Annotated in this window: 20 protein-coding genes; 13 read left to right on the top strand and 7 right to left on the bottom strand. The window is 34.5% G+C overall.

Going from position 1 to position 19,841, the window contains the following annotated elements; all coding sequences use genetic code 11:
* Positions 1–61: 61 nt before the first annotated feature.
* Positions 62–1,729: a hypothetical protein gene (locus tag VKY47_RS02915; RefSeq protein ID WP_324310208.1), complete on the bottom strand. Its 1,668-nt coding sequence runs from the start codon at positions 1,727–1,729 to the stop codon at positions 62–64.
* A gap of 108 nt (positions 1,730–1,837) precedes the next feature.
* On the opposite strand from VKY47_RS02915, the gene VKY47_RS02910 reads away from it, so the two are divergent.
* From VKY47_RS02910 to VKY47_RS02900, 3 genes are read left to right on the top strand one after another with little or no spacing between them, the layout of a single operon-like run.
* A complete protein-coding gene (locus VKY47_RS02910; protein WP_324310207.1) occupies positions 1,838–2,353 on the top strand; it encodes an RNA polymerase sigma factor in 516 nt (171 codons plus the stop codon).
* Between the two features lie 56 nt (positions 2,354–2,409).
* On the top strand, positions 2,410–3,309 hold the full coding sequence (locus VKY47_RS02905) for a FecR family protein (protein ID WP_324310206.1): 900 nt from the start codon (positions 2,410–2,412) through the stop codon (positions 3,307–3,309).
* Positions 3,299–5,602: a TonB-dependent receptor plug domain-containing protein gene (locus VKY47_RS02900; protein WP_324310204.1), complete on the top strand. Its 2,304-nt coding sequence runs from the start codon at positions 3,299–3,301 to the stop codon at positions 5,600–5,602. The genes VKY47_RS02905 and VKY47_RS02900 overlap by 11 nt, the downstream gene beginning before the upstream one ends.
* 30 nt (positions 5,603–5,632) lie before the next feature.
* Here the strand turns inward: VKY47_RS02900 and VKY47_RS02895 are convergent, their stop codons facing one another.
* Entirely contained in the window at positions 5,633–6,214 is a 582-nt protein-coding gene (locus VKY47_RS02895) for an NUDIX hydrolase (RefSeq protein WP_324310203.1), read from the bottom strand.
* A 126-nt stretch (positions 6,215–6,340) separates the two neighbouring features.
* Between VKY47_RS02895 and pyrE the strand changes: the two genes are divergently transcribed.
* Entirely contained in the window at positions 6,341–6,985 is a 645-nt protein-coding gene (gene pyrE / locus VKY47_RS02890) for an orotate phosphoribosyltransferase (RefSeq protein ID WP_324310200.1), read from the top strand.
* A gap of 20 nt (positions 6,986–7,005) precedes the next feature.
* Positions 7,006–7,401 carry an SRPBCC family protein gene (locus VKY47_RS02885; RefSeq protein ID WP_324310198.1) on the top strand — a complete coding sequence of 132 codons (396 nt, stop codon included), beginning with the start codon at positions 7,006–7,008 and terminating at the stop codon, positions 7,399–7,401.
* Here VKY47_RS02885 and VKY47_RS02880 read toward each other — a convergent pair.
* Positions 7,398–8,129 carry a biotin--[acetyl-CoA-carboxylase] ligase gene (locus tag VKY47_RS02880; RefSeq protein ID WP_324310197.1) on the bottom strand — a complete coding sequence of 244 codons (732 nt, stop codon included), beginning with the start codon at positions 8,127–8,129 and terminating at the stop codon, positions 7,398–7,400. The two genes, VKY47_RS02885 and VKY47_RS02880, sit on opposite strands and share 4 nt — an antisense overlap.
* A gap of 95 nt (positions 8,130–8,224) precedes the next feature.
* On the opposite strand from VKY47_RS02880, the gene rsfS reads away from it, so the two are divergent.
* The 6 genes from rsfS (at position 8,225) to VKY47_RS02850 (ending at position 13,144) form a co-directional block, all read left to right on the top strand.
* A complete protein-coding gene (rsfS, locus tag VKY47_RS02875) occupies positions 8,225–8,596 on the top strand; it encodes a ribosome silencing factor (RefSeq protein WP_324310196.1) in 372 nt (123 codons plus the stop codon).
* 9 nt (positions 8,597–8,605) lie between these two features.
* Positions 8,606–10,594, top strand: coding sequence for an ATP-dependent zinc metalloprotease FtsH (gene ftsH, locus VKY47_RS02870; RefSeq protein WP_324310194.1), 1,989 nt, complete (start codon positions 8,606–8,608; stop codon positions 10,592–10,594).
* 119 nt (positions 10,595–10,713) lie between these two features.
* A complete protein-coding gene (locus tag VKY47_RS02865; RefSeq protein ID WP_324310193.1) occupies positions 10,714–11,322 on the top strand; it encodes an LUD domain-containing protein in 609 nt (202 codons plus the stop codon).
* 94 nt (positions 11,323–11,416) lie between these two features.
* Positions 11,417–12,238 (top strand): phosphatidate cytidylyltransferase, encoded by an 822-nt coding sequence (locus tag VKY47_RS02860; protein WP_324310191.1) that lies wholly within the window; start codon positions 11,417–11,419, stop codon positions 12,236–12,238.
* The gene (locus VKY47_RS02855) at positions 12,228–12,878 is read left to right on the top strand and encodes a phosphatidylserine decarboxylase family protein (RefSeq protein WP_324310190.1); all 651 of its coding nucleotides are present in this window, start codon (positions 12,228–12,230) and stop codon (positions 12,876–12,878) included. The genes VKY47_RS02860 and VKY47_RS02855 overlap by 11 nt, the downstream gene beginning before the upstream one ends.
* Positions 12,878–13,144: an acyl-CoA-binding protein gene (locus VKY47_RS02850; RefSeq protein WP_324310188.1), complete on the top strand. Its 267-nt coding sequence runs from the start codon at positions 12,878–12,880 to the stop codon at positions 13,142–13,144. The genes VKY47_RS02855 and VKY47_RS02850 overlap by 1 nt, the downstream gene beginning before the upstream one ends.
* A 141-nt stretch (positions 13,145–13,285) precedes the next feature.
* Here the strand turns inward: VKY47_RS02850 and pafA are convergent, their stop codons facing one another.
* Positions 13,286–14,950: an alkaline phosphatase PafA gene (gene pafA, locus VKY47_RS02845; protein ID WP_324310186.1), complete on the bottom strand. Its 1,665-nt coding sequence runs from the start codon at positions 14,948–14,950 to the stop codon at positions 13,286–13,288.
* A 109-nt stretch (positions 14,951–15,059) separates the two neighbouring features.
* On the opposite strand from pafA, the gene VKY47_RS02840 reads away from it, so the two are divergent.
* Complete coding sequence (locus VKY47_RS02840) at positions 15,060–15,800, top strand: MlaE family ABC transporter permease (protein WP_324310185.1); 741 nt, start codon at positions 15,060–15,062, stop codon at positions 15,798–15,800.
* Positions 15,797–16,564 (top strand): ABC transporter ATP-binding protein, encoded by a 768-nt coding sequence (locus VKY47_RS02835; protein WP_324310184.1) that lies wholly within the window; start codon positions 15,797–15,799, stop codon positions 16,562–16,564. The genes VKY47_RS02840 and VKY47_RS02835 overlap by 4 nt, the downstream gene beginning before the upstream one ends.
* Positions 16,565–16,605: 41 nt before the next feature.
* Here VKY47_RS02835 and VKY47_RS02830 read toward each other — a convergent pair whose 3' ends face one another.
* The 3 genes from VKY47_RS02830 to VKY47_RS02820 form a co-directional block, all read right to left on the bottom strand.
* The gene (locus VKY47_RS02830) at positions 16,606–17,154 is read right to left on the bottom strand and encodes a hypothetical protein (protein ID WP_324310182.1); all 549 of its coding nucleotides are present in this window, start codon (positions 17,152–17,154) and stop codon (positions 16,606–16,608) included.
* Positions 17,155–17,177: 23 nt separating this feature from the next.
* Positions 17,178–18,665 (bottom strand): DUF389 domain-containing protein, encoded by a 1,488-nt coding sequence (locus tag VKY47_RS02825; protein ID WP_324310180.1) that lies wholly within the window; start codon positions 18,663–18,665, stop codon positions 17,178–17,180.
* 92 nt (positions 18,666–18,757) lie between these two features.
* Positions 18,758–19,837 carry a mannose-1-phosphate guanylyltransferase gene (locus tag VKY47_RS02820; RefSeq protein WP_324310226.1) on the bottom strand — a complete coding sequence of 360 codons (1,080 nt, stop codon included), beginning with the start codon at positions 19,835–19,837 and terminating at the stop codon, positions 18,758–18,760.
* Positions 19,838–19,841: the final 4 nt, after the last annotated feature.

Below are 19,841 nucleotides of genomic sequence, written 5' to 3'. Positions count from 1 at the left end.
AGTTGCTAAAATTAGCAACCCTTTAATCGATTCATCTTCTTAATAACTTAAAAACTAATTCTTAACCACAATCTTTATCTAACACCAACTCATTGCTGCTATTGGTGACATCATGTAAAATTAATTGTTCGCTTGCACATTCCACGACAAGATAGGTACCCGCTATAATTTGTACGTTTCCACCAGATACATTGCTAATAATTACTTGTACATCATTGCCCTGCTGAGAAACGGTCCAATTGGCTGTATATTCTTCCGTGCCATTTGGCATAAAAATAACAGCTTCATTATTGGAATTAAATTCGATGTTGAACATACTAAAATCGCTTCCAGCAAAACTTGTTAGCGTCCACTCACAATCTAACATCATATCCTGCACATCATCTGCTGAACAATTTGAATTACAAGCTTCAACTATTAATTCTATTTCATAAACTTCAAACGGTCCATTTAAAGCACTTATTCTTAAATAAATAGTTTGCGGATTTGTCGCGTTCACATAGGCATTTGGCTGCGCTATGGCATTGACATTATTTTCAGCATCCGCCAATGTTTCATGAAAAGATGGGCTGAAATAAGCCGTACAAATAACAGGCCCAAGTACCAGAGTTTCCAATTCGAAAGTGGCAAATCCATCGTTGTCAAAATCGCAGGCAGTAACCGTTACATCTTCAAAACAATCAAACGGACTCGAACTTGAAGAACAATTTTGCTCTAACTCCATGGTGTTAAAATTATTGGAATTTGGAATGGCTTGAACAAATTCGAATTCATCATCATCGCAATCATCAAAAATCCATGCACCATTTACGGCTTCTATAAAATTAGAAATAACCAACTTATAGGCTCCAGAACTAGAAGTAGTAACTTGCCAATTTGCTTCTATGGTATCTAGATTTGCGGTAGTAACCTGTAGCGAATCGTTTCCTTTAAAATTTAAGTAGTAATCCATTAAATGATCGTCGCCATTATAACTCTCAATTTGCCAAAAACAGGTTTTAAGGTTTTCTAAGATAAAAGCTTCAGAACAATCCTCATCACAATATTGTTCAGCAGCATTGATGGCATTTTCTAATTCCTGATTATTAAAAACCTGAATAGTTTCACCATTTACATAGCTAATGGACACCGGAAAATTTAAGCTCACTAATTGCGTTTCGTCGTCATCGTCATCCAGATTTTCCAAAAACACATATAATTGATAATCGTTAGTAATTACAACCGTTTCTATCACTTGGAAATCGGTATTATAAATAGAAAAGGAAATAGGAAATACAAAATTCGCACATTCAATAACATCGTCATCGTCCAAACAGATATCTATAAAGTCCTCGAGTTGGTCTTCAGATTCAATAACCACTTCTGTATAATTGTTTAAGATAATAGTTATAGGAAATAGAAAATCCAGGGCGTCGTCGTCTGTTCCGCTAGCATCAAAAATGGCTTCTATCAAACTCAAATCGTCCAAGGTTTCTATGGTAAGAGTAATTCCGTTGGCTACAATGGTAACGGGTAAGTTTACGGCAAAACAATTACTATTATCCAATATATTATCCGCACTTCCGTTATGTGCCGAAGTGTTTCGCATCATATTTGTTAAGTTGGAATTTGGTGTAATAATTTCTCCTTGATTCTGTGGGGTTTCTTCTAAAACTTCATTTTGACATGCTGTAAAAAATAAAATCATAAAAGAAAATAGCACTAAGGGAAGTTTGATTGGTAGTTTCATTTTATTAAATATTTTAGGTTAGTCTCTTTTCTTATAAAACAGTTTAAAATTAAAAACTCCTACCACGACATTACTTTTTTTATACATTTACAATTACAAAATTAAACGATGTCCAAAGATTTAAACGACCATATTTGTAACGAAAAGCTTTTTGAAAAGCTATTTAAGACGCATGGTAAAAACTTGCATGATTTTTTGTACTATAAATTTGGCAGCCATTTAAATCCGCAGGACAAAGTACAAGAAGCTTTTATAAAACTTTGGGAAAATTGCAAAAAAGTGACTCCTTCTAAAGCTAAATCTTTTTTATTTACGGTTGCCAATAACTTAATGTTGAATGAAGTGGCACACCAAAAAGTGGTTTTAAAACATCAAGAAATTAAGCCAAAACACGCTACCAACGAAACACCTCAATTTATTTTGGAGGAAAATGAATATATGGAAAAACTCCAAAAAGCCATTTCAAATTTAACAGAAGCTCAACGGATTGCTTTTTTACTAAATCGGGTTGAAGGGAAAAAACACAAGGAAATTGCAGAACTTTTAGATATTTCAACCAAAGCCGTAGAAAAGCGTATTTATGGCGCTTTAAAGCAGTTACGAAAAGAAATTGATGGCATCTAAATTTTTGAAGGTAGGAGAAACCAAAGGATAACTGTTTTATATGTGAATAAACTATTATGGAAGAAAAATTACTTAAAAAATGGTTGCAAGACGACTTAAGCCCTGAGGAACTTTTAGAGTTTCAAGCTTTGGACGGCTACAAATCCTTAATGAAATTAAATGAAGGCCTAAAGAAATTTAAAGCGCCGGAATTTGATGAGCCGATTGTTTTTGAGGAAATTTCTAAAACCATTTCAGATAAAGCTCAAGTAAATAAGAAAATAAATTGGCTAAAACCTGTTTTACGCACCGCCGCTTTATTGGCCATTTCTTTTAGTGTGTATTATTTTACTACAAATTCAGACACCCATATTTCCACCTTGAGTGCCGAAAAAACAACCATAGAATTACCAGACCATTCGGTTGTAAGCCTAAATGCTCTTACAGAAATTAGTTATAATAAAAGAAGCTGGAATAAAAATCGAAGTTTGACCTTAGATGGGGAAGCTTATTTTAAGGTTGAAAAAGGTTCTAAATTTAAAGTGGAAACTCCAACTGGAACCATAACAGTGCTTGGAACCCAATTTTTGGTAAAAAATAGAAATGATATTTTTGAAGTCGTTTGTTATGAAGGTTCCGTGAAGGTGGAAACAGATATAAGTACAGAAATTCTAAAGCCCAAAGAGCGCTTTTTAATTCTTGGCAATAAATTTGTAATTACAAAAAAGGAAGATGCCAAAGAGCCAGCTTGGATACATAACCAAAGCCAGTTTTACAGCTTGCCTTACAAATATGTTTTAGAGGAATTGGAGCGCCAGTATCAAGTTTCCATCGACACCAAAAACATTGATACAACCGTGTTGTTTACTGGACATTTTGTTCACAACAATTTAGACCTCGCGCTAAAAGCCATAACTTTACCCTTAAATCTGGATTATTCTAAAGAAGATAGTTTGATTGTGTTGTATGCTAAGTAAACGTTTTTTAATTCTGTTTTGCTGCTTTTTTAAAGGGCTTAGTTTACTTTATGCCCAAGATATTCCCAACGCTACTCAAGATTTAAAATCTATTTTAAATACAATTGAACACCAATACAACATCTCCTTTTCTTATGCCGATGCAACTATTGAAAACAAAAAAATCCCAATTCCAAACAAAAATCTTGATAAAGCAGATCTTATCTCCTTTTTGGAAACTGAAACACAACTAATTTTTGAAGCCATAGATAAAACTAGCTATGCCATTAGACCCATTAATGTATCCAATATAACCATCACCCAATACCTAGACGAGGTACTTATTACAAATTATTTAACCGAAGGCATCTCCATTCGTGCGGATGGAACAACACTCATTAGCTTAAAATCGTTTGGCATTTTACCTGGTTTAATTGAAGCTGATGTGTTACAAACTGTTCAGGCTTTGCCCGGAATCACAAGTTCAGACGAACGGGTTTCGAATTTAAATATTCGTGGTGGAACCAACGATCAAAATTTAATCCTTTGGGATGGCGTGAAAATGTATCAATCGGGTCATTTCTTCGGATTAATCTCAGCCTTTAATCCCTTATTGATAGATGCTGTTGAAGTTTCAAAAAATGGGTCTAGCACACAATTTAGTGAAGGTGTTTCTGGAATTATTCATATGAAAAGCTCCAACAAAGTGTCCCAAGAATTCAAGGCTGGACTTGGTGCAAATATGATAGCTGTAGATGGCTTTATACAAATTCCTATCTCTAAAAAACTCTCGGTACAATTCGCGGGAAGACGCTCTCTAACAGATGCTTTCGACACTCCAACCTACAAACAATATTTTAAACGAATTTTTAGAGCGTCGAACTTAAACAACCCTATAGAAACTGTTATTACCAGCAACGAAGATTTTTATTTTTACGATATGTCTGCAAAAGTCAATTACGACATCTCTAAAAACGATAAGCTGGAAGTAAGTTTTTTGCTTATTGAAAATGCCTTGGATTACGACGAAACGGCCACAATCAATAATATAGAAAAGAATTCTAACAGTCAGCTCACCCAAGGAAGCATGGCTTTAAATGGTGCTTATACACGCCATTGGAGCCCGAAATTAAAAACCATTTTACAAGCATATTATTCTAAATACGATTTATACGCCAACCATTTAGATATTAGCAACAACCAAAACCTAATACAGGAAAACCAAGTAACAGATGGCAGTTTTAAAGCTCAACTAGTATATAATATAGACGATTATCTAAATTATTTAGGAGGTTATAACTATTCTGAAATTGGTATAGGCAATTTAGAAGACGTTAATAATCCGGAATATAGACGTTATATAAAAGAGGTTTTAAGAACACATGGTTTATTTAATGAACTTACGTTTAAATCAAAATCGGGAAACACCAGAGCGCGCTTCGGATTTCGAACAAATTATATCGAAAAGTTTTCAGATTTTTATTTTGAACCGCGCTTGAGTTTTAATCAGAAAATTGCCAACAATTTTAGGGTGGAAGCTCTTGGCGAATTAAACAGCCAGAGCACCTCGCAAATTATCGACCTCCAAAACGATTTTTTAGGAATTGAAAAGAAGCGCTGGATTTTAGCCAATAATGAAGATATTCCTATTATTAAAAGTCAACAAATATCAACGGGAATTCAATATAACAACAACCAACTACTTATTAGTTTGGTGGGCTACTTAAAACAGGTTGATAACATAACCTCTAGAAGTCAAGGTTTTCAAAATCAATACCAATACACAAATACCATTGGAAACTATACAGTAAAAGGTCTGGATTTTTTAATCAATAAGCAATTTAACCGTTTTGGTTCTTGGTTTAGTTATTCATATAGCAAAAACAAGTACACCTTTCCCGAGTTGAACAATGGAAATCCGTTTCCAAACAATGTAGACATCCAACATCAATTGAACCTTTCTGGAACTTACACTTTAAACCAATTAAAAGTAGCATTAGGGATGAATTGGCATTCCGGAAAACCAACGACGCTGTTAAACAGCGAACAATCTGAAGCTCAAAATACCTTGATTTTTGAAGCACCAAACGCGTCTAATTTATCCGATTATTGGCGCACAGATTTTTCAGCAACCTATAATTTCAAACTTTCAAAACAAACCAAAGCAGAGGTTGGCGCTTCTGTTTGGAATATTTTTGACAGAAAAAACAGTATCAATAGCTACTATATTATGGACGCCGATAAAAAGATTATTCAAGTGGAAAACATGGCTTTAGGAATCACGCCAAATGTGTCATTTCGAGTATTGTTTTAAAAAACTTAGAACTTCTTATAGGCAACTAAATCACATAAGAAGCTTAATATTGGCATAAGAATTTTCAAGGGCTTTTTGGGTTCCAATTTCATCCAACCAAACAACTTGGGTAATCCCTTCATCTTCTTGAGGCACTAAAATTCCGTTATAAGAACTTTTCATTTCGAACCAATAAGTGATTTTAATTTTATTCCTACCATTGCGCCTAAAAATATGATAAGTGGTTTCTAGTGGTTTCACTATTTCCAGATCTTTAATACCTGTCTCCTCTTCCACTTCTCGAATGGCCGTAAGTTCTATAGGTTCCTTTTTTTCGGTTTTACCTTTTGGCAAATCCCATTTATCATTTCTGTAAATAAATAAAATTTCACCTTTATCATTATACACTTTTCCACCTCCTGCAACCACATTAGGCAGTTTTTTTAAAAACTTTTTCAAGAGTTTTTCCTCGTCTTTATGAATAAGTCTTATTTCATTTAAATTTGTCTTATTAAGTTCTTTTACAACCTTATTTAGATCGACTGTTTTTAAAAAATAATTTTTAAACCCTTTTTCCTTTTCAACCACAGTCGTTAAAACTATCGGTTTATCGTTTACAAAAACTTTATACATAAGACGATTGAAACATTTATATCTGGTAAAAATAAAAACTTTTGGTTTAAAACAATAAATTTCATTAGTAATTATAATTTCAAAATCAAATTTAAAATTTAATTAAAAAAGTGTAATTTTGCCGTTATGATTTTTAACAAACATACCGCAAGAAAAACAGCAGAAGTTTTATTGCAAGTAAACGCTATTAAATTAAGCCCTAACGAGCCTTTTACTTGGGCATCAGGATGGAAATCGCCTATCTATTGCGACAATAGAATTATATTGTCGTATCCAACCATACGGAATTACATTCGCGAAACCATGGCTAAACAAATTGAAAAACAATACGGGAAACCAGATGTTATTGCAGGAGTTGCCACTGGAGCTATTGGTATTGGCATGTTAGTTGCCGAATACTTAGGTGTACCATTTATATATGTACGCCCTGAAGCCAAGTCGCATGGAAGACAAAACCAAATTGAAGGACACGCAGAAAGTGGACAAAACGTGGTCGTTATTGAAGACTTAATAAGCACTGGAAAAAGCAGCTTAAATGCTGTTAAAGCCTTAAAAGAAGCCAATTTAAACGTGAAAGGCATGATGGCTATTTTTTCTTATGGTTTTGATGTTGCCCATAAAAGCTTTGAAGAAGAAAACATTTTTGTTGAGACTTTAAGCAATTACCAAAGCTTGCTGGAAGAAGCCCTAGAAACTAATTATATTTCACAAAAGGAATTAAAAACACTAACGGATTGGAATGCCAATCCAAGCGAATGGAACGGTAATTAATCCTGTTTAATACAAAACACATGAATTTAGAATCACCAACAGTACAAGTAGATAAATCGCCAGAAGAGGTCTTTAATTTTTTATCAGAAATTAAAAACTTCGAAAAACTAATGCCCGAAAACATCAATAAATTTGAAGTCTTAGGAGAGGATAAATTTTTATTTGCCTTAAAAGGGATGCCAGAAATTGTACTTAAGAAAAAGGAACTTGTAGCCCCAAATAAAATTGTATTAGGAGCAGCTGGAGGGAAAATAGACTTTTCTCTTACGGGTCTTATTACAGAAACTGAGCCTGGAAAAAGTGAAGTAAAACTAATGTTTGATGGCGAATTTAACGCCATGATGGCCATGATGATCAAAGGACCTATCTCAAAATTCATCGAAACCCTGGCAGGAAATATTCCTCAAGCGGTTTAATACAACAACTGAATTTGTTTTAAATCGTATTCTTTTAAAACCTCGTCTTCTAGCAAGATTTGTAGGTTTCCTGAATGAGTTACCGATTTTATAAAACCAGAAAACATAAAGCCTTCAACATCCTTAAATGTTGAAGGCTTGTCTTTTCTAAACAATACCTTTTCGTAAGCCGCTTTCACTTCTTGAAACCTACCAAGTTCCAAAAGCTTGAAATAATGGTTTAAATCTGCAACTATAGCCCGTAAAACTTCATCTAAATTAAAAAGAGTTCCAGAAATAAGATGAAGGGAAGACGCTTTAGGCAATCCTACAAAATTTGTTTGGTTCACATTTAAGCCAATACCAATGATAGTCTCTACCAATTGATTTTGTTTTATGACATTTTCAATCAAAACTCCACATATCTTCATGTCTTCTGACAAAATGTCGTTAGGCCATTTAATACGCAGTTTTGGAATTAAAAACCTGTCCAAAGTTCTAACTATAGCTAAAGAAGTGGCCATACTTATATAAAAACTCCTGTCAATATCCAGCCAAGAAACATCTTTTAAAACACTAAACATAAGGTTTTTAGACGCTTCAGAAGCCCAAACCGTACCCATCTGCCCGCGCCCATTGGTTTGATAATCAGCAACTACCACAGTGGCATCCTCTAAAGACTCGTTTGCACTTAATTGCTTTAAATAGCTATTTGTAGAATCGATGGCACTAAGTTTGATTATACGCATAATAATATAGTTATATTTGTACTATAAAATCTTATGAAAATTTTAGAGTATAAAGAACTAAAAAATAATAACTTTGCACAAATTAAAAATCATTAATGGCGAAAAAAGAATCTAACGCAGACTTGCTAATAGCAAATATCTTAAGTGGAATTGAAGATGTAAAAGGAGAAGATATCAATATTCTCGATTTAAGGGAAATTGAAAATACAGTTTGCGACTACTTTATAATATGCGAAGGTAAATCTAACACTCAAGTTAATGCCATTGTAAATTCCATCCAGAAGAAAGTAAGTAAAGAATTAAAGGACAAACCTTGGCATATTGAGGGAGAAGATAATGCCGAATGGGTTTTAATGGATTATGTTAACGTTGTTGTACACGTGTTCCAAAAACATATTAGACAGTATTACGATATAGAAGGTCTCTGGGGAGACGCAAAAACAACTGTTATTGAAACAAAATACTAAAAAGAATTAATGTCAAATAAGAAAAATATTAATCCCAAAAAACCAAAATTCAGTCCATACTGGATTTATGGTATTATTATAGTCATTTTTTTAACGATGCAAATATTTAGTGGAAGTAGTTTTCAGGAAGCTGGAACAACAACACCTTCACAATTTATGAACTATCTAAAAGATGGCGATGTAGAAAAAGTTGAAATAGTTAATAGGCGCGAAGCCAAAGTGTACTTAACTCCTCAAGCGGAACAAAAGGACATTCATAAACAATCGAAGCCAACGTCCTTATTACCTTCAGCTACAAAATTACCTAATTACAAATTTGAGTTTGGAGATCTTCAAAATTTTGAAGACGACATTTCTAAAGCTATTGCCGAAGAGCATTTAGATCCAAAACCAAAAATCGAGTATAAAACCGAACAAAACCTTTGGGGAGATTTTCTAATTGGATTACTTCCATTTATTCTTTTAATTGGAGTTTGGATATTTATCATGCGTCGTATGTCCTCTGGTGGCGGTGGCGGTGGCGGCGGTCAGATTTTCAACATAGGGAAATCTCGTGCCAAACTGTTTGACGAAAATATTGATGTAAAAACATCTTTTAAAGATGTAGCCGGATTAGAAGGCGCTAAGGAAGAAGTACAGGAAATTGTAGACTTTCTTAAAAACCCAGAAAAATACACGTCTTTAGGAGGTAAAATCCCTAAAGGTGCTTTATTGGTAGGTCCTCCAGGAACTGGAAAAACCTTGCTTGCAAAAGCAGTTGCAGGAGAAGCACAAGTACCTTTCTTCTCATTATCAGGATCGGATTTTGTTGAAATGTTTGTAGGAGTTGGTGCCTCTCGAGTTAGAGACCTTTTTAAACAAGCCAAAGAAAAATCGCCTGCCATTATCTTTATTGATGAAATTGATGCCATAGGACGTGCAAGAGGAAAAAATAATTTCTCTGGCTCTAACGACGAAAGAGAAAATACACTAAACCAATTATTAACGGAAATGGATGGTTTTGGAACCAATACCAATGTAATTGTTTTAGCTGCAACCAACAGAGCAGACGTTTTAGATAAAGCATTAATGCGTGCAGGACGTTTTGATAGACAAATTTTTGTGGACCTTCCAGATATTCGTGAACGTAAAGAAATTTTTGAAGTTCATTTAAGACCTCTTAAAAAAGCTGAAGATTTAGATATCGATTTCTTAGCGAGACAAACTCCTGGATTTTCTGGAGCAGACATTGCTAACGTTTGTAACGAAGCTGCTTTAATTGCTGCTAGACAAGAAAAGAAATCTGTAGACAAACAAGACTTCTTGGATGCTGTAGATAGAATCGTTGGTGGTTTAGAGAAGAAAAACAAAATAATGACTGTTGCAGAAAAAAGAGCCATTGCTTATCACGAAGCTGGTCATGCTACAGTAAGCTGGATGTTGGAACACGCTGCCCCATTGGTTAAAGTAACCATTGTACCTCGTGGACGTTCTTTAGGAGCTGCTTGGTATTTACCAGAAGAGCGCTTAATTGTGCATCCAGAACAAATGCTGGACGAAATGTGTGCTGCTTTAGGTGGTCGTGCTGCCGAAAAAGTGATGTTCGATAGAATATCTACTGGAGCATTAAGCGATTTGGAAAAAGTAACCAAACAAGCTAGAGCCATGGTTACCATTTATGGCTTGAGCGAAAAAGTTGGAAACTTAACCTATTACGATTCTTCAGGACAAAACGAATATGGTTTTACAAAACCTTATAGCGAAAAGACTGCAGAATTAATCGATAATGAAATTTCAAGAATCATTGAAGAACAATATCAAAGAGCTGTTAAACTTCTTATAGAAAATAAAGATAAATTAACTGAGCTAGCAGAAGTTCTACTAGAAAAAGAAGTTATTTTTAAAGATAACTTAGAGAAGATATTTGGTAAGCGTCCTTTTGAAAAAGAAGAACTCGTTCCAGATAAAACAATTGTAGTAGAAGAAAAAAAAGAACTTGACAAAAATGAAGAGGAATAATTATCTCATTTATATTTGTTAAGAATAAGCAAAAATCTTAAATTGACCCTATGGTTAATTTAAGATTTTTTATATTTGACAAGAAGCCCACGATTCCTAGATTAATAGCTGAAATTTAAATGAGTCTTTTTAGAAAAATTTTTGGTTCCAAATCTGAAAAATCAGAAGAAGAATTAAAGTCGCATGAAAGAGGCAAATATATGCCAGAGATCAAACTCCCTGTTGACGAAAGGTTTACAATAAACTTTAAGGCGAATGGCGGTAAATTTCTATATTGCGAAAATTTGGACGAAATTTATAGCTCTTTAAATAACATCCTTCAAGAGAATAATTGGAACGATAGTAAAGTGCTTATTTACGATAGCAATTTAAAAGATCGTTTTAAGGATTTCGATTTAATTATTTCCAACTACTCGCAAGAGGCCACCTATTTTATTTGTACCTGCGAAAATTTAATTGCAGACGATGGGTCTCTTCTCATCTCTTCAAACCAAATAGCTGAGAAAAAGTTAAAAGAGCTTCCAGATCATTTTATTGTTTTTGCAACAACCAGTCAAATTGTTGAAAGCATCAGTGAAGGCTTAAGAGGTATTAAATCCAAGAATACCAAAAAAATCCCAACAAACATTACAACAATTAAACACTTTAAATCTTTAGAAGAAAAAGACTTTTTGTCTTATGGCAGTAGCTCAAAAAACTTATATTTGCTACTTTTAGAAGATTTATAGCAGTTTACAAACCAAACCAACGAACCAATCTCTATATTTAAAAAAATAAACGAATTTCATATTCTTTTTTAAATAGAGACATAAATACAAACGAATGAAAGAAATTTTAGTGAGATCGCTTTCTGGTCTTTTATATGTTTCTTTATTGATTTTTTCACTCTACAATCAACATGTATTTTTACTCCTGTTTTTTGTATTTGGCCTTATTTGTGTTGCCGAACTAAAAAAACTTATTCATTATAAATCTTTCGCACCTTATATCGTATTCATCCTATTGTATGGTATATTTGGCTATTGGCAGTTCGTAATGAAATCTCATAATGGCTTGGTAGAAGCCACCCAAATCCTTCAGGTAATAACTATTTTTGTACAATTGTTTCTGATTAAGGATTTATTCACCGAAAAAAACATTCCTTTATTTATTTCAAAAAAAATAACCATTACTACGTTTTACTTGTCTAGTGGTTTTGTATTCCTGGTTTTAATTGCTAACTATCATCAAACTTTTAGCCCATTAATTATCCTAGGGTGCTTTATTTTGGTTTGGACAAACGATACCTTTGCATATCTGGTAGGGAAGAATTTTGGGAAACAAAAGCTGTTCCCGAGTATTTCACCTAAAAAAACTGTGGAAGGGTTTTTAGGCGGTTTATTTTTTGCTAGCATAGCAAGTTATTTTATTGCTACCTTTACCGAAACTCTAAGTTTTAACCATTGGTTGATTTTAGGTATCATTATTAGCGTCTTTGGTACCCTAGGCGATTTGATTGAATCTAAATTTAAACGTCAAGCAGGTGTTAAAGACAGTGGAGTTATTATGCCGGGACACGGTGGACTATTAGATAGGTTTGATAGCATTATATTTGCTGCTCCTTTTATATATTTATTTTTACGAATTATAAATTATGTTTCATAAAGAAGGCCATAAAATTATTTTAGCAACCCTAGTTATTGTTGTTGCTGCATTTTTACTTACAGATAGTTTTGTAACTATTCCTTGGTTAAGTACCTCATTGATGATTGTGTTTTTGATGTTCTTAATACTCATCTTACAATTTTTTAGAAACCCCAAACGCTTTACCCATAAAAATGAAGATACGGTGGTTTCTCCAGTGGATGGAAAAGTAGTGGTGATAGAAGAGGTTTTTGAAAAAGAATATTTTAACGAAAAACGCCTTCAAGTAAGTGTGTTTATGTCGCCAATAAATGTACATGTTACACGACATCCTATTGGAGGAAAAGTGCTGTTTAGCAAATACCACAAAGGAAAATATTTGGTCGCATGGCATCCAAAAGCTAGTGAAGAAAATGAACGCACCACGGTTGTAGTAGAAAATGCAACTTATGGAAAAGTGTTATATAGACAAATAGCCGGAGCTTTGGCTAAACGCATTGTTAATTATGCCAATGTAGATGATACAGTGTTACAGGGAGCCGATTCTGGATTTATAAAATTTGGTTCGAGAGTAGATTTATTTCTACCTTTGGACACAAATATTAAAGTGCAATTAAATCAAAAAGTACGTGGTGGGGAAACCATCATTGCGGAAAAATAATGAATTCAGAAGAGTTAGATATAGAATTTAAAGAAGCTGTAGATAGAATCAACGCATATACAGAACCGTTTCCTGCAGACTTTTTGCTGCGTTTATATGCCTATTATAAAAAAGCTACAAACGACTATGGCCGTCCAAGTAGTAGCAAACCTCTTATTTCTGCATTTAAAACGAATGCGTTATTTCAAATTAAAAACATCACCCAGGACGAAGCCAAACAAACCTATATTGATCTGGTAAACAACTATTTTCTTTATAGAAAGTAGTTCAGTATTCAAAATTAAAATCCCTCAGTTAAAACCAATGAATTAAGAGTCTTTTTTCTAATTCTTCTTTCACACTTCTTCCCTATAGTCTCTGCCTATACTATTTAGTCCTTTTTCATTCAACAATCAAAAATCACCCACCTATTCACTCAATACAATCTCCAACGGTATTCCTATAGCTCCACTTGGGAAACTAATGCCTAATAAAGCCGAAATAGTTGGCGCAATATCTACAATTCTTGTTTTTTGCAAGGTGCTTCCTTTCGCGATTCCCTTTCCATAGAATAAAAGTGGAACATGGGTGTCGTAATTTAAACCTGAACCATGTGAAGAACCTGTTTTACCATACGATAAATAACCTGGACCATCTACAATTAAAACATCTCCTGAACGCTTTTGACTGAACCCATTCTGTACAAGTTCTTCAATACCACGAGAAAACGAAGTGGAACCCATAGCTGTTGCGGTATACGCCTTATCTATATTTGGATAGGTTATAACTTCATTCACTATACGTTTTTGAACAGCTTCCAAATCCAAATTTAACAAAGCAATTTTCTCTCTGTTTAAAAATATTTGATTGTTACTCATACTCTCAATCAAATCTGAAGCTCCAAAAGTCTTGGTCATAAAAGCATTAAGACTTTCTTTCCTTGCTTTATTATCAACCAAACCGGCTGGAATATTCACACTCTGTAAATATGCAGGCACTTCAACAGCTCCGTGATCTGAAGTTAAAAACAAGGTATATTTCCCTTTTCCCACTTTAGCATCAAGCGCTTGAATTAAACGCTCAATATCTTTATCTAAACGGATATAAGTGTCTTCAACTTCTTTAGAGTTTACTCCAAAATTATGTCCTACATAGTCTGTACTAGAATAACTAAGAGCCAAAACATCGGTAAATTCATCTTGTCCTAATTGCTCTCCATCAATGGCAGCAATAGCAAAATCTGTGGTTAAATCGTTTCCATAGGCCGTAGCTTTTAAAATATCAAAACCTTTATTTGCTTTGCTTAAAGCTTTTAAATCATACGGAAACGTTGCTGTTTCCTTGCCTTTAAATCCACCTTCAAACGTATTTAAATCCGGTCCACTTTCTGTATACGTAGTTATATCGTATAAGGTGTTCCATGTTTTTAAATAGGATTCCGAAGCATCCGAAGCATTAAAACTAGTGACCCAACTTGGTAAATCATCTCTATAAAAAGAACTTGTAATCCAGTTGCCTTCATCTTCTCCCTGAAACCAATAGGCCGCATTTGCAGTGTGTCCTGCTGGTAAAATAGCGCCTCTATCTTTCATGGAAATGCCTATGGTTTTTCCTCGCATTTGGGTAAACAATCTATTCTCATCTGCAAAAGAAGTTGTTTGCATTCTATGTGGCGACATCTTTCCGGAATCTTCGTCTGTACCAACAGAACTTACAGTATCATCTCCTGCGCAATACACGGTTTTCTTAATTTCTTTATCATACCAATAATTGGCTATAATACCATGATATTTTGGGGTAGTTCCGGTATAAATAGAAGCATGTCCTGGTCCCGTATAGGTTGGTGTATAATTATAATGATTGTTTTTGCAATTAAACCCTTCATTCATCAGGAGCTTAAAACCTCCTTCGCTATATTTGTTGTAAAACCGTGTTAAATAATCGTAACGCATTTGGTCCACAACTATTCCAACTACTAATTTTGGTTGATCATGTAAATTGGATGGTTTATTAACAAATGTAGCTGTTTCGCTTTGAGATTTACAAGAAATACTTAATATTGCAAGACTTAGAACAAGAACTAGTTTTTTCATTTTAGACATGGATTTTAAAGTTCAAAAATAAGGAATTTAACACATCATTATTTAAAATTAAGGTTAAAAAACCTTTAGTTTTTATACATTAGCAGGAACAAATTAGAATATGACGTACCTTCATAATATTGGGGCTTATTTTATAATGATTAAAGATATGTTTCGCAAACCAACCAAATGGTCTGTAATGAGATATCTTATCTTTAAGGATATAGACGACTTAATTATTGGATCTTTAGGGATTGTGGCCTTTATCTCGTTTTTTGTTGGAGGCGTTGTAACCATTCAAACTGCCTTAAATATTACAAGTCCCATAATTCCAAAATACTTGGTGGGTTTTGCCACCAGACAATCCATCATCCTTGAATTTGCTCCTACCTTTATCTCCATTATCATGGCAGGAAAAGTGGGTTCTTTTATTACTTCAAGCATAGGAACCATGCGTGTTACAGAACAAATTGACGCCCTAGAGGTCATGGGTATTAATGCGATTAACTATTTGGTTTTTCCTAAATTTATTGCTTTAATGCTGTATCCTTTTGTTATTTCTATTGCTATGTTTTTAGGAATTATTGGAGGAATGGCCGCGTGTATTTATGGAGGCTTTAGCACCTTAGACGATTATATTATTGGTCTTCAGTTGGATTTTATTCCGTTCCATATTACCTATGCCTTTATAAAAACCATTGTTTTCGCCTTTGTTTTGGCAACCATTCCATCATTTCATGGGTATTTTATGAAGGGTGGCGCGCTGGAGGTAGGAAAAGCAAGTACCACCTCTTTTGTTTGGACCAGTGTGGTTATCATTCTTTTAAATTACGTATTAACCCAACTCCTACTTAGCGCATGATTGAAGTAAAAAACATACATAAATCCTTTGGTGACGCCCATATTTTAAAAGGCATCTCTACCTCTTTTGAAAAAGGAAAAACGAGTTTGGTTATTGGACAAAGTGGTTCTGGAAAAACAGTTTTTTTAAAATGTTTATTAGGATTGTTTCAGCCAGAAGAAGGCAGTATTCTTTATGATGGGAAAGATTATTCTGAAATGACTGCCAACGAAAAAGGAAACCTTCGTTCTGAAATAGGCATGGTTTTTCAAGGAAGCGCCCTCTTCGATTCGATGACTATTCTAGAAAACGTCATGTTCCCCCTACGCATGTTTACCAAACAAAGTAAAAGTGAAATGGAAGATCGTGCCGATTTTGTTCTAAAACGTGTGAATCTCGAAGATGCCCATAAAAAAATGCCTAGTGAAGCTTCTGGAGGGATGCAAAAACGGGTAGCAATTGCACGAGCCATAGTAAACAAACCAAAGTATTTGTTTTGCGATGAGCCCAACTCTGGTTTAGATCCAAAAACAGCTATTGTTATCGATAATTTGATTCATGAAATTACAAACGAATATAATATTACCACAATTATTAACTCTCACGATATGAATTCCGTGATGGAAATAGGTGAGAAAATTGTGTTTCTAAAAGATGGTTTAAAAGCGTGGGAAGGGTCTAAAGAAAATATTTTTAGAACAGATAATGAGGCTGTTACCGATTTTGTATACTCGTCCGAGCTGTTCAAAAAAGTACGCCAAATGTATATAGAGGAAAGACATTAAGTCTTTTCCAAGTTCTAAAATTCTTTAAAAACCTCAACGGTTTATTCTAAAACCACCAAGTCGGTTGTTTTTTCAAAAGTACCTTGATGGGTAATTCTGCCCGAAATTCTAAATTGAAGACTGTCGTTTTCCGGAGCTTTCGAAAACTTATAGAGATGCATTCTAGACTCTGTTTCCTGGATGTTAATAGGCGAGGTAACTCCAAAATGATCCAAGTATAACAAGAGATCATTAACTGGACTTCCAGCTAAATGCTGACTATCAAAATCGTATACAGTTATTACATGTAAAGAATCTATGGTGTTGGTATAAAACACTTGGTTTGGATCCTCGCAAGCATAGGCTTTATCCATGTTTGATACGGATTTAGCAAACACAATCTTAGAGGAAATAGAATCGGCTGAAACCGCAATTCCCAATTCGTTGGGATTGAATTCATCCATATAAGGAAAGATGCCATTTTCATCAAAAGAAAACAATAAAACGTCTGCAGAAACAATCGTTTCATAAGTAATGCTCCCTTCGTCTGAACAGCAAGAAATAATGCTTCCAAAGAAATAGATGGCCAAGGCAAATGGAATTTTTTTCATTCTGGTGGAATTAAAACTTCAAATTAATTAACACGTCTTACAACTAATGTATCTAATTTTAATTTCACCTTTAACCAACGCTCCAATTTATCTTGTTCTTTGGCAATGTCACTTTCTTTAATCTTTGCTTTATTCCATGAAACCAAAAATTCTGGAATGGTGTCCGAAGTTTTAAAATTTGTGCTAATACGGCTGGCATAACTAAAAGCCGACAGGTTTTCGTAATTAATCTTTGCTTCCTGCACCACTTCATTAAAAGGAATGGTGTATTTTTCTAAAACAGTTAAGGCCCGTAAACGATTTTCAAGAAAGGCGATTTTTTGCGATTGCGACATTAAATCCACAGAGTCCCGATAACGCAATTGTTCCATATATTTTAAATTATCATACTGCTCTACCCTGCTTTGATTAAATACTATTTTGGTGTTTTTTAAAGCGGGATAGGCATCTTTTCTATGCTGTAACAAATCAATGGTCGGTTGTGGCATTTCACTTAACCCATACGTGTTAAACACAATAAAAGATTCGTTGGCATCGTACTTGTAAATCACGTTCTTTTTGATGTATTCAGATTGTGGCAGACCGCTTATTTCATTTTCAACATAATTTCTGGCATCTGCATAAAACCTACTTTCCTTTAAAACTTTTACAAAGGTCCAAAGAGCCGGAACCATAACAACAATGGCTAAAACAGAGGCTATTCGCGCAATACGCTTACGTTTGGCAGAATTGGCGTATTTAAGCATAGGAAATCGCAAGGCTTTTAATACAATAAAAGTGGCTAAAGCAATAAAAATGGTATTGATAATAAACAAATACATGGCACCAAAAAAGTAAGGCCAGTTGGCTTTTGCCAAACCATATCCTGCCGTACATAATGGAGGCATTAAGGCCGTTGCAATGGCTACTCCAAGAATGGCAGAAGCAATAGTTCCTCGTTTTGTTTTTGCAATAATTAAAGCGGCACCACCAAAAAACGCAATCAAGACATCTCTAATATCTGGTTTTACGCGTCCTAAAAGTTCGGAAGTATCTTCGCTGAGTGGAAATAACCAGAAAAATAAAAATGCGGTCAATAAACTTAAAACAATCATGATGGCTAAGTTGACTAACGACTTTTTCATGGTATCGATGTCGTTAACAGCAACCGACATTCCTACTCCCAAAATCGGCCCCATTAAGGGCGAAATTAACATGGCTCCAATAACAACAGCCGTCGAGTTAGCATTTAAACCCACAGAAGCCACAAAAATAGAACAGACTAAAATCCATGCGGTGGCACCTTTAAAGGAAATATCCCTTTTAATGGACTCGATGGTTTCGTCTCTATCGGTATCGTCTCTAAAATCTAAAAGTTCGGTTACAAATATTTTAACATTCTGATAAAGTCCTTTCGCATCCTTTTTTACGGCACGTTTTGAATCCTTGACAGCTTGATCTTTTTTTTCATTTTCGGCAGTTTCATTTTTAGGTGAAGCTTCTTCAGAGAAATTAAATTTATTTTCTTCCATGTTATTTAGTTTAAAACCAAAGTGCGAATATAGAAATAAAACGCATCCATTTATCGTTTGTACGTTTGGGAGCTCATTATTTTATTTGAAACCTATCCTAAGGAATTTCCAAAGGTGTCCTTTACTTTATTGAGCACAGTTTTAATGTCTTGTTCCTTCGATTTCGGATAAATAAGAAGCACCTCTTCCTTATCAACTATAATATAATCTTTCAAACCATCAACCACTACCACCTTATCTTTTTGGGTTCGAATCATGTTGCCCGAAGCATCTTCCAAAAGGGTTCTTGCATTCACAACCGCGTTCTGGTTCTCGTCCTTTTCTAATTTATCGTATAAACTTCCCCAGGTTCCTAGGTCGTTCCAATCAAAAGTAGCAGGAATAACATAGACGTTTTTTGAAGCTTCCATAATGGCATAATCCACTGAAATATTTTCGGCTTTTCCGTAATTTTCGCTAATAAAATCGGATTCCTCTTCCGTGTTGTAAACAGGAATACCTTTTTCGAAAAGCTGATACAAAGTTTCCTGATTCTTTTTAAAGGCTGCAACCACGTGCTTTACATGCCACATAAAAATACCAGCATTCCATAAAAAATTACCTTGTTCCAAGAATTTCTTAGCCGTTTCATAATCTGGTTTCTCTCTAAATTGCTCTACTTGTTTAATATCTGTTTCAAAACTGGTATTGTATTCAATATAGCCATACCCCGTATTTGGGAAAGTAGGCTTAATACCAAGTGTCATTAAAGCGTCGTTTTTCGAGCAATAATCAAATGCTTGTTGCACATTATCTGTAAAAGCTTGCTCGTCTTCGATCCAATGATCGCTTGGTGCCACAATCATAACAGCATCTGGATTTTCCTTCTGTATTTTTAAGGAAGCATACAAAATACAAGGCGCCGTGTTGCGCATGGCCGGCTCCAAAACAACTTGCCGTTGGTTGACTTCTGGCAATTGCTCGAAAACCAAATCGTTATAACGATCATTGGTTAAAATAAAGATATTTTCTTTTGGAATAAGCTTGGAAAGCCTCTGAAATGTTTTTTGTATCAAGGTATCCCCCGTTCCCAACATGTCGTGAAATTGCTTCGGAAAATCTTGCGTACTAACAGGCCAAAATCTAGATCCAACGCCTCCAGCCATTAAAATGGCATAATAATTCTTGTTCATTAAG

Origin of the sequence: Xanthomarina sp., assembly GCF_035306705.1 — a bacterium.
Lineage (GTDB): Bacteria > Bacteroidota > Bacteroidia > Flavobacteriales > Flavobacteriaceae > Xanthomarina.
The sequence above is the reverse complement of the archived record's forward strand: the minus strand, read 5'-3'. Positions and strand labels throughout refer to the sequence as shown.

Excerpts from the sequence above, each read along its gene's own strand:
- VKY47_RS02915 (WP_324310208.1), bottom strand. The coding sequence starts at position 1,729 with ATGAAACTACCAATCAAACTTCCCTTAGTGCTATTTTCTTTTATGATT.
- ftsH (WP_324310194.1), top strand. The coding sequence starts at position 8,606 with ATGTCAAATAAGAAAAATATTAATCCCAAAAAACCAAAATTCAGTCCA.
- VKY47_RS02850 (WP_324310188.1), top strand. The coding sequence starts at position 12,878 with ATGAATTCAGAAGAGTTAGATATAGAATTTAAAGAAGCTGTAGATAGA.
- VKY47_RS02880 (WP_324310197.1), bottom strand. The coding sequence starts at position 8,129 with ATGCGTATAATCAAACTTAGTGCCATCGATTCTACAAATAGCTATTTA.
- rsfS (WP_324310196.1), top strand. The coding sequence starts at position 8,225 with ATGGCGAAAAAAGAATCTAACGCAGACTTGCTAATAGCAAATATCTTA.
- VKY47_RS02905 (WP_324310206.1), top strand. The coding sequence starts at position 2,410 with ATGGAAGAAAAATTACTTAAAAAATGGTTGCAAGACGACTTAAGCCCT.
- VKY47_RS02865 (WP_324310193.1), top strand. The coding sequence starts at position 10,714 with ATGAGTCTTTTTAGAAAAATTTTTGGTTCCAAATCTGAAAAATCAGAA.
- VKY47_RS02820 (WP_324310226.1), bottom strand. The coding sequence starts at position 19,837 with ATGAACAAGAATTATTATGCCATTTTAATGGCTGGAGGCGTTGGATCT.
- VKY47_RS02910 (WP_324310207.1), top strand. The coding sequence starts at position 1,838 with ATGTCCAAAGATTTAAACGACCATATTTGTAACGAAAAGCTTTTTGAA.
- VKY47_RS02835 (WP_324310184.1), top strand. The coding sequence starts at position 15,797 with ATGATTGAAGTAAAAAACATACATAAATCCTTTGGTGACGCCCATATT.
- VKY47_RS02900 (WP_324310204.1), top strand. The coding sequence starts at position 3,299 with ATGCTAAGTAAACGTTTTTTAATTCTGTTTTGCTGCTTTTTTAAAGGG.
- VKY47_RS02840 (WP_324310185.1), top strand. The coding sequence starts at position 15,060 with ATGACGTACCTTCATAATATTGGGGCTTATTTTATAATGATTAAAGAT.
- pyrE (WP_324310200.1), top strand. The coding sequence starts at position 6,341 with ATGATTTTTAACAAACATACCGCAAGAAAAACAGCAGAAGTTTTATTG.
- VKY47_RS02855 (WP_324310190.1), top strand. The coding sequence starts at position 12,228 with ATGTTTCATAAAGAAGGCCATAAAATTATTTTAGCAACCCTAGTTATT.
- VKY47_RS02860 (WP_324310191.1), top strand. The coding sequence starts at position 11,417 with ATGAAAGAAATTTTAGTGAGATCGCTTTCTGGTCTTTTATATGTTTCT.
- VKY47_RS02830 (WP_324310182.1), bottom strand. The coding sequence starts at position 17,154 with ATGAAAAAAATTCCATTTGCCTTGGCCATCTATTTCTTTGGAAGCATT.
- VKY47_RS02885 (WP_324310198.1), top strand. The coding sequence starts at position 7,006 with ATGAATTTAGAATCACCAACAGTACAAGTAGATAAATCGCCAGAAGAG.
- VKY47_RS02825 (WP_324310180.1), bottom strand. The coding sequence starts at position 18,665 with ATGGAAGAAAATAAATTTAATTTCTCTGAAGAAGCTTCACCTAAAAAT.
- pafA (WP_324310186.1), bottom strand. The coding sequence starts at position 14,950 with ATGAAAAAACTAGTTCTTGTTCTAAGTCTTGCAATATTAAGTATTTCT.
- VKY47_RS02895 (WP_324310203.1), bottom strand. The coding sequence starts at position 6,214 with ATGTATAAAGTTTTTGTAAACGATAAACCGATAGTTTTAACGACTGTG.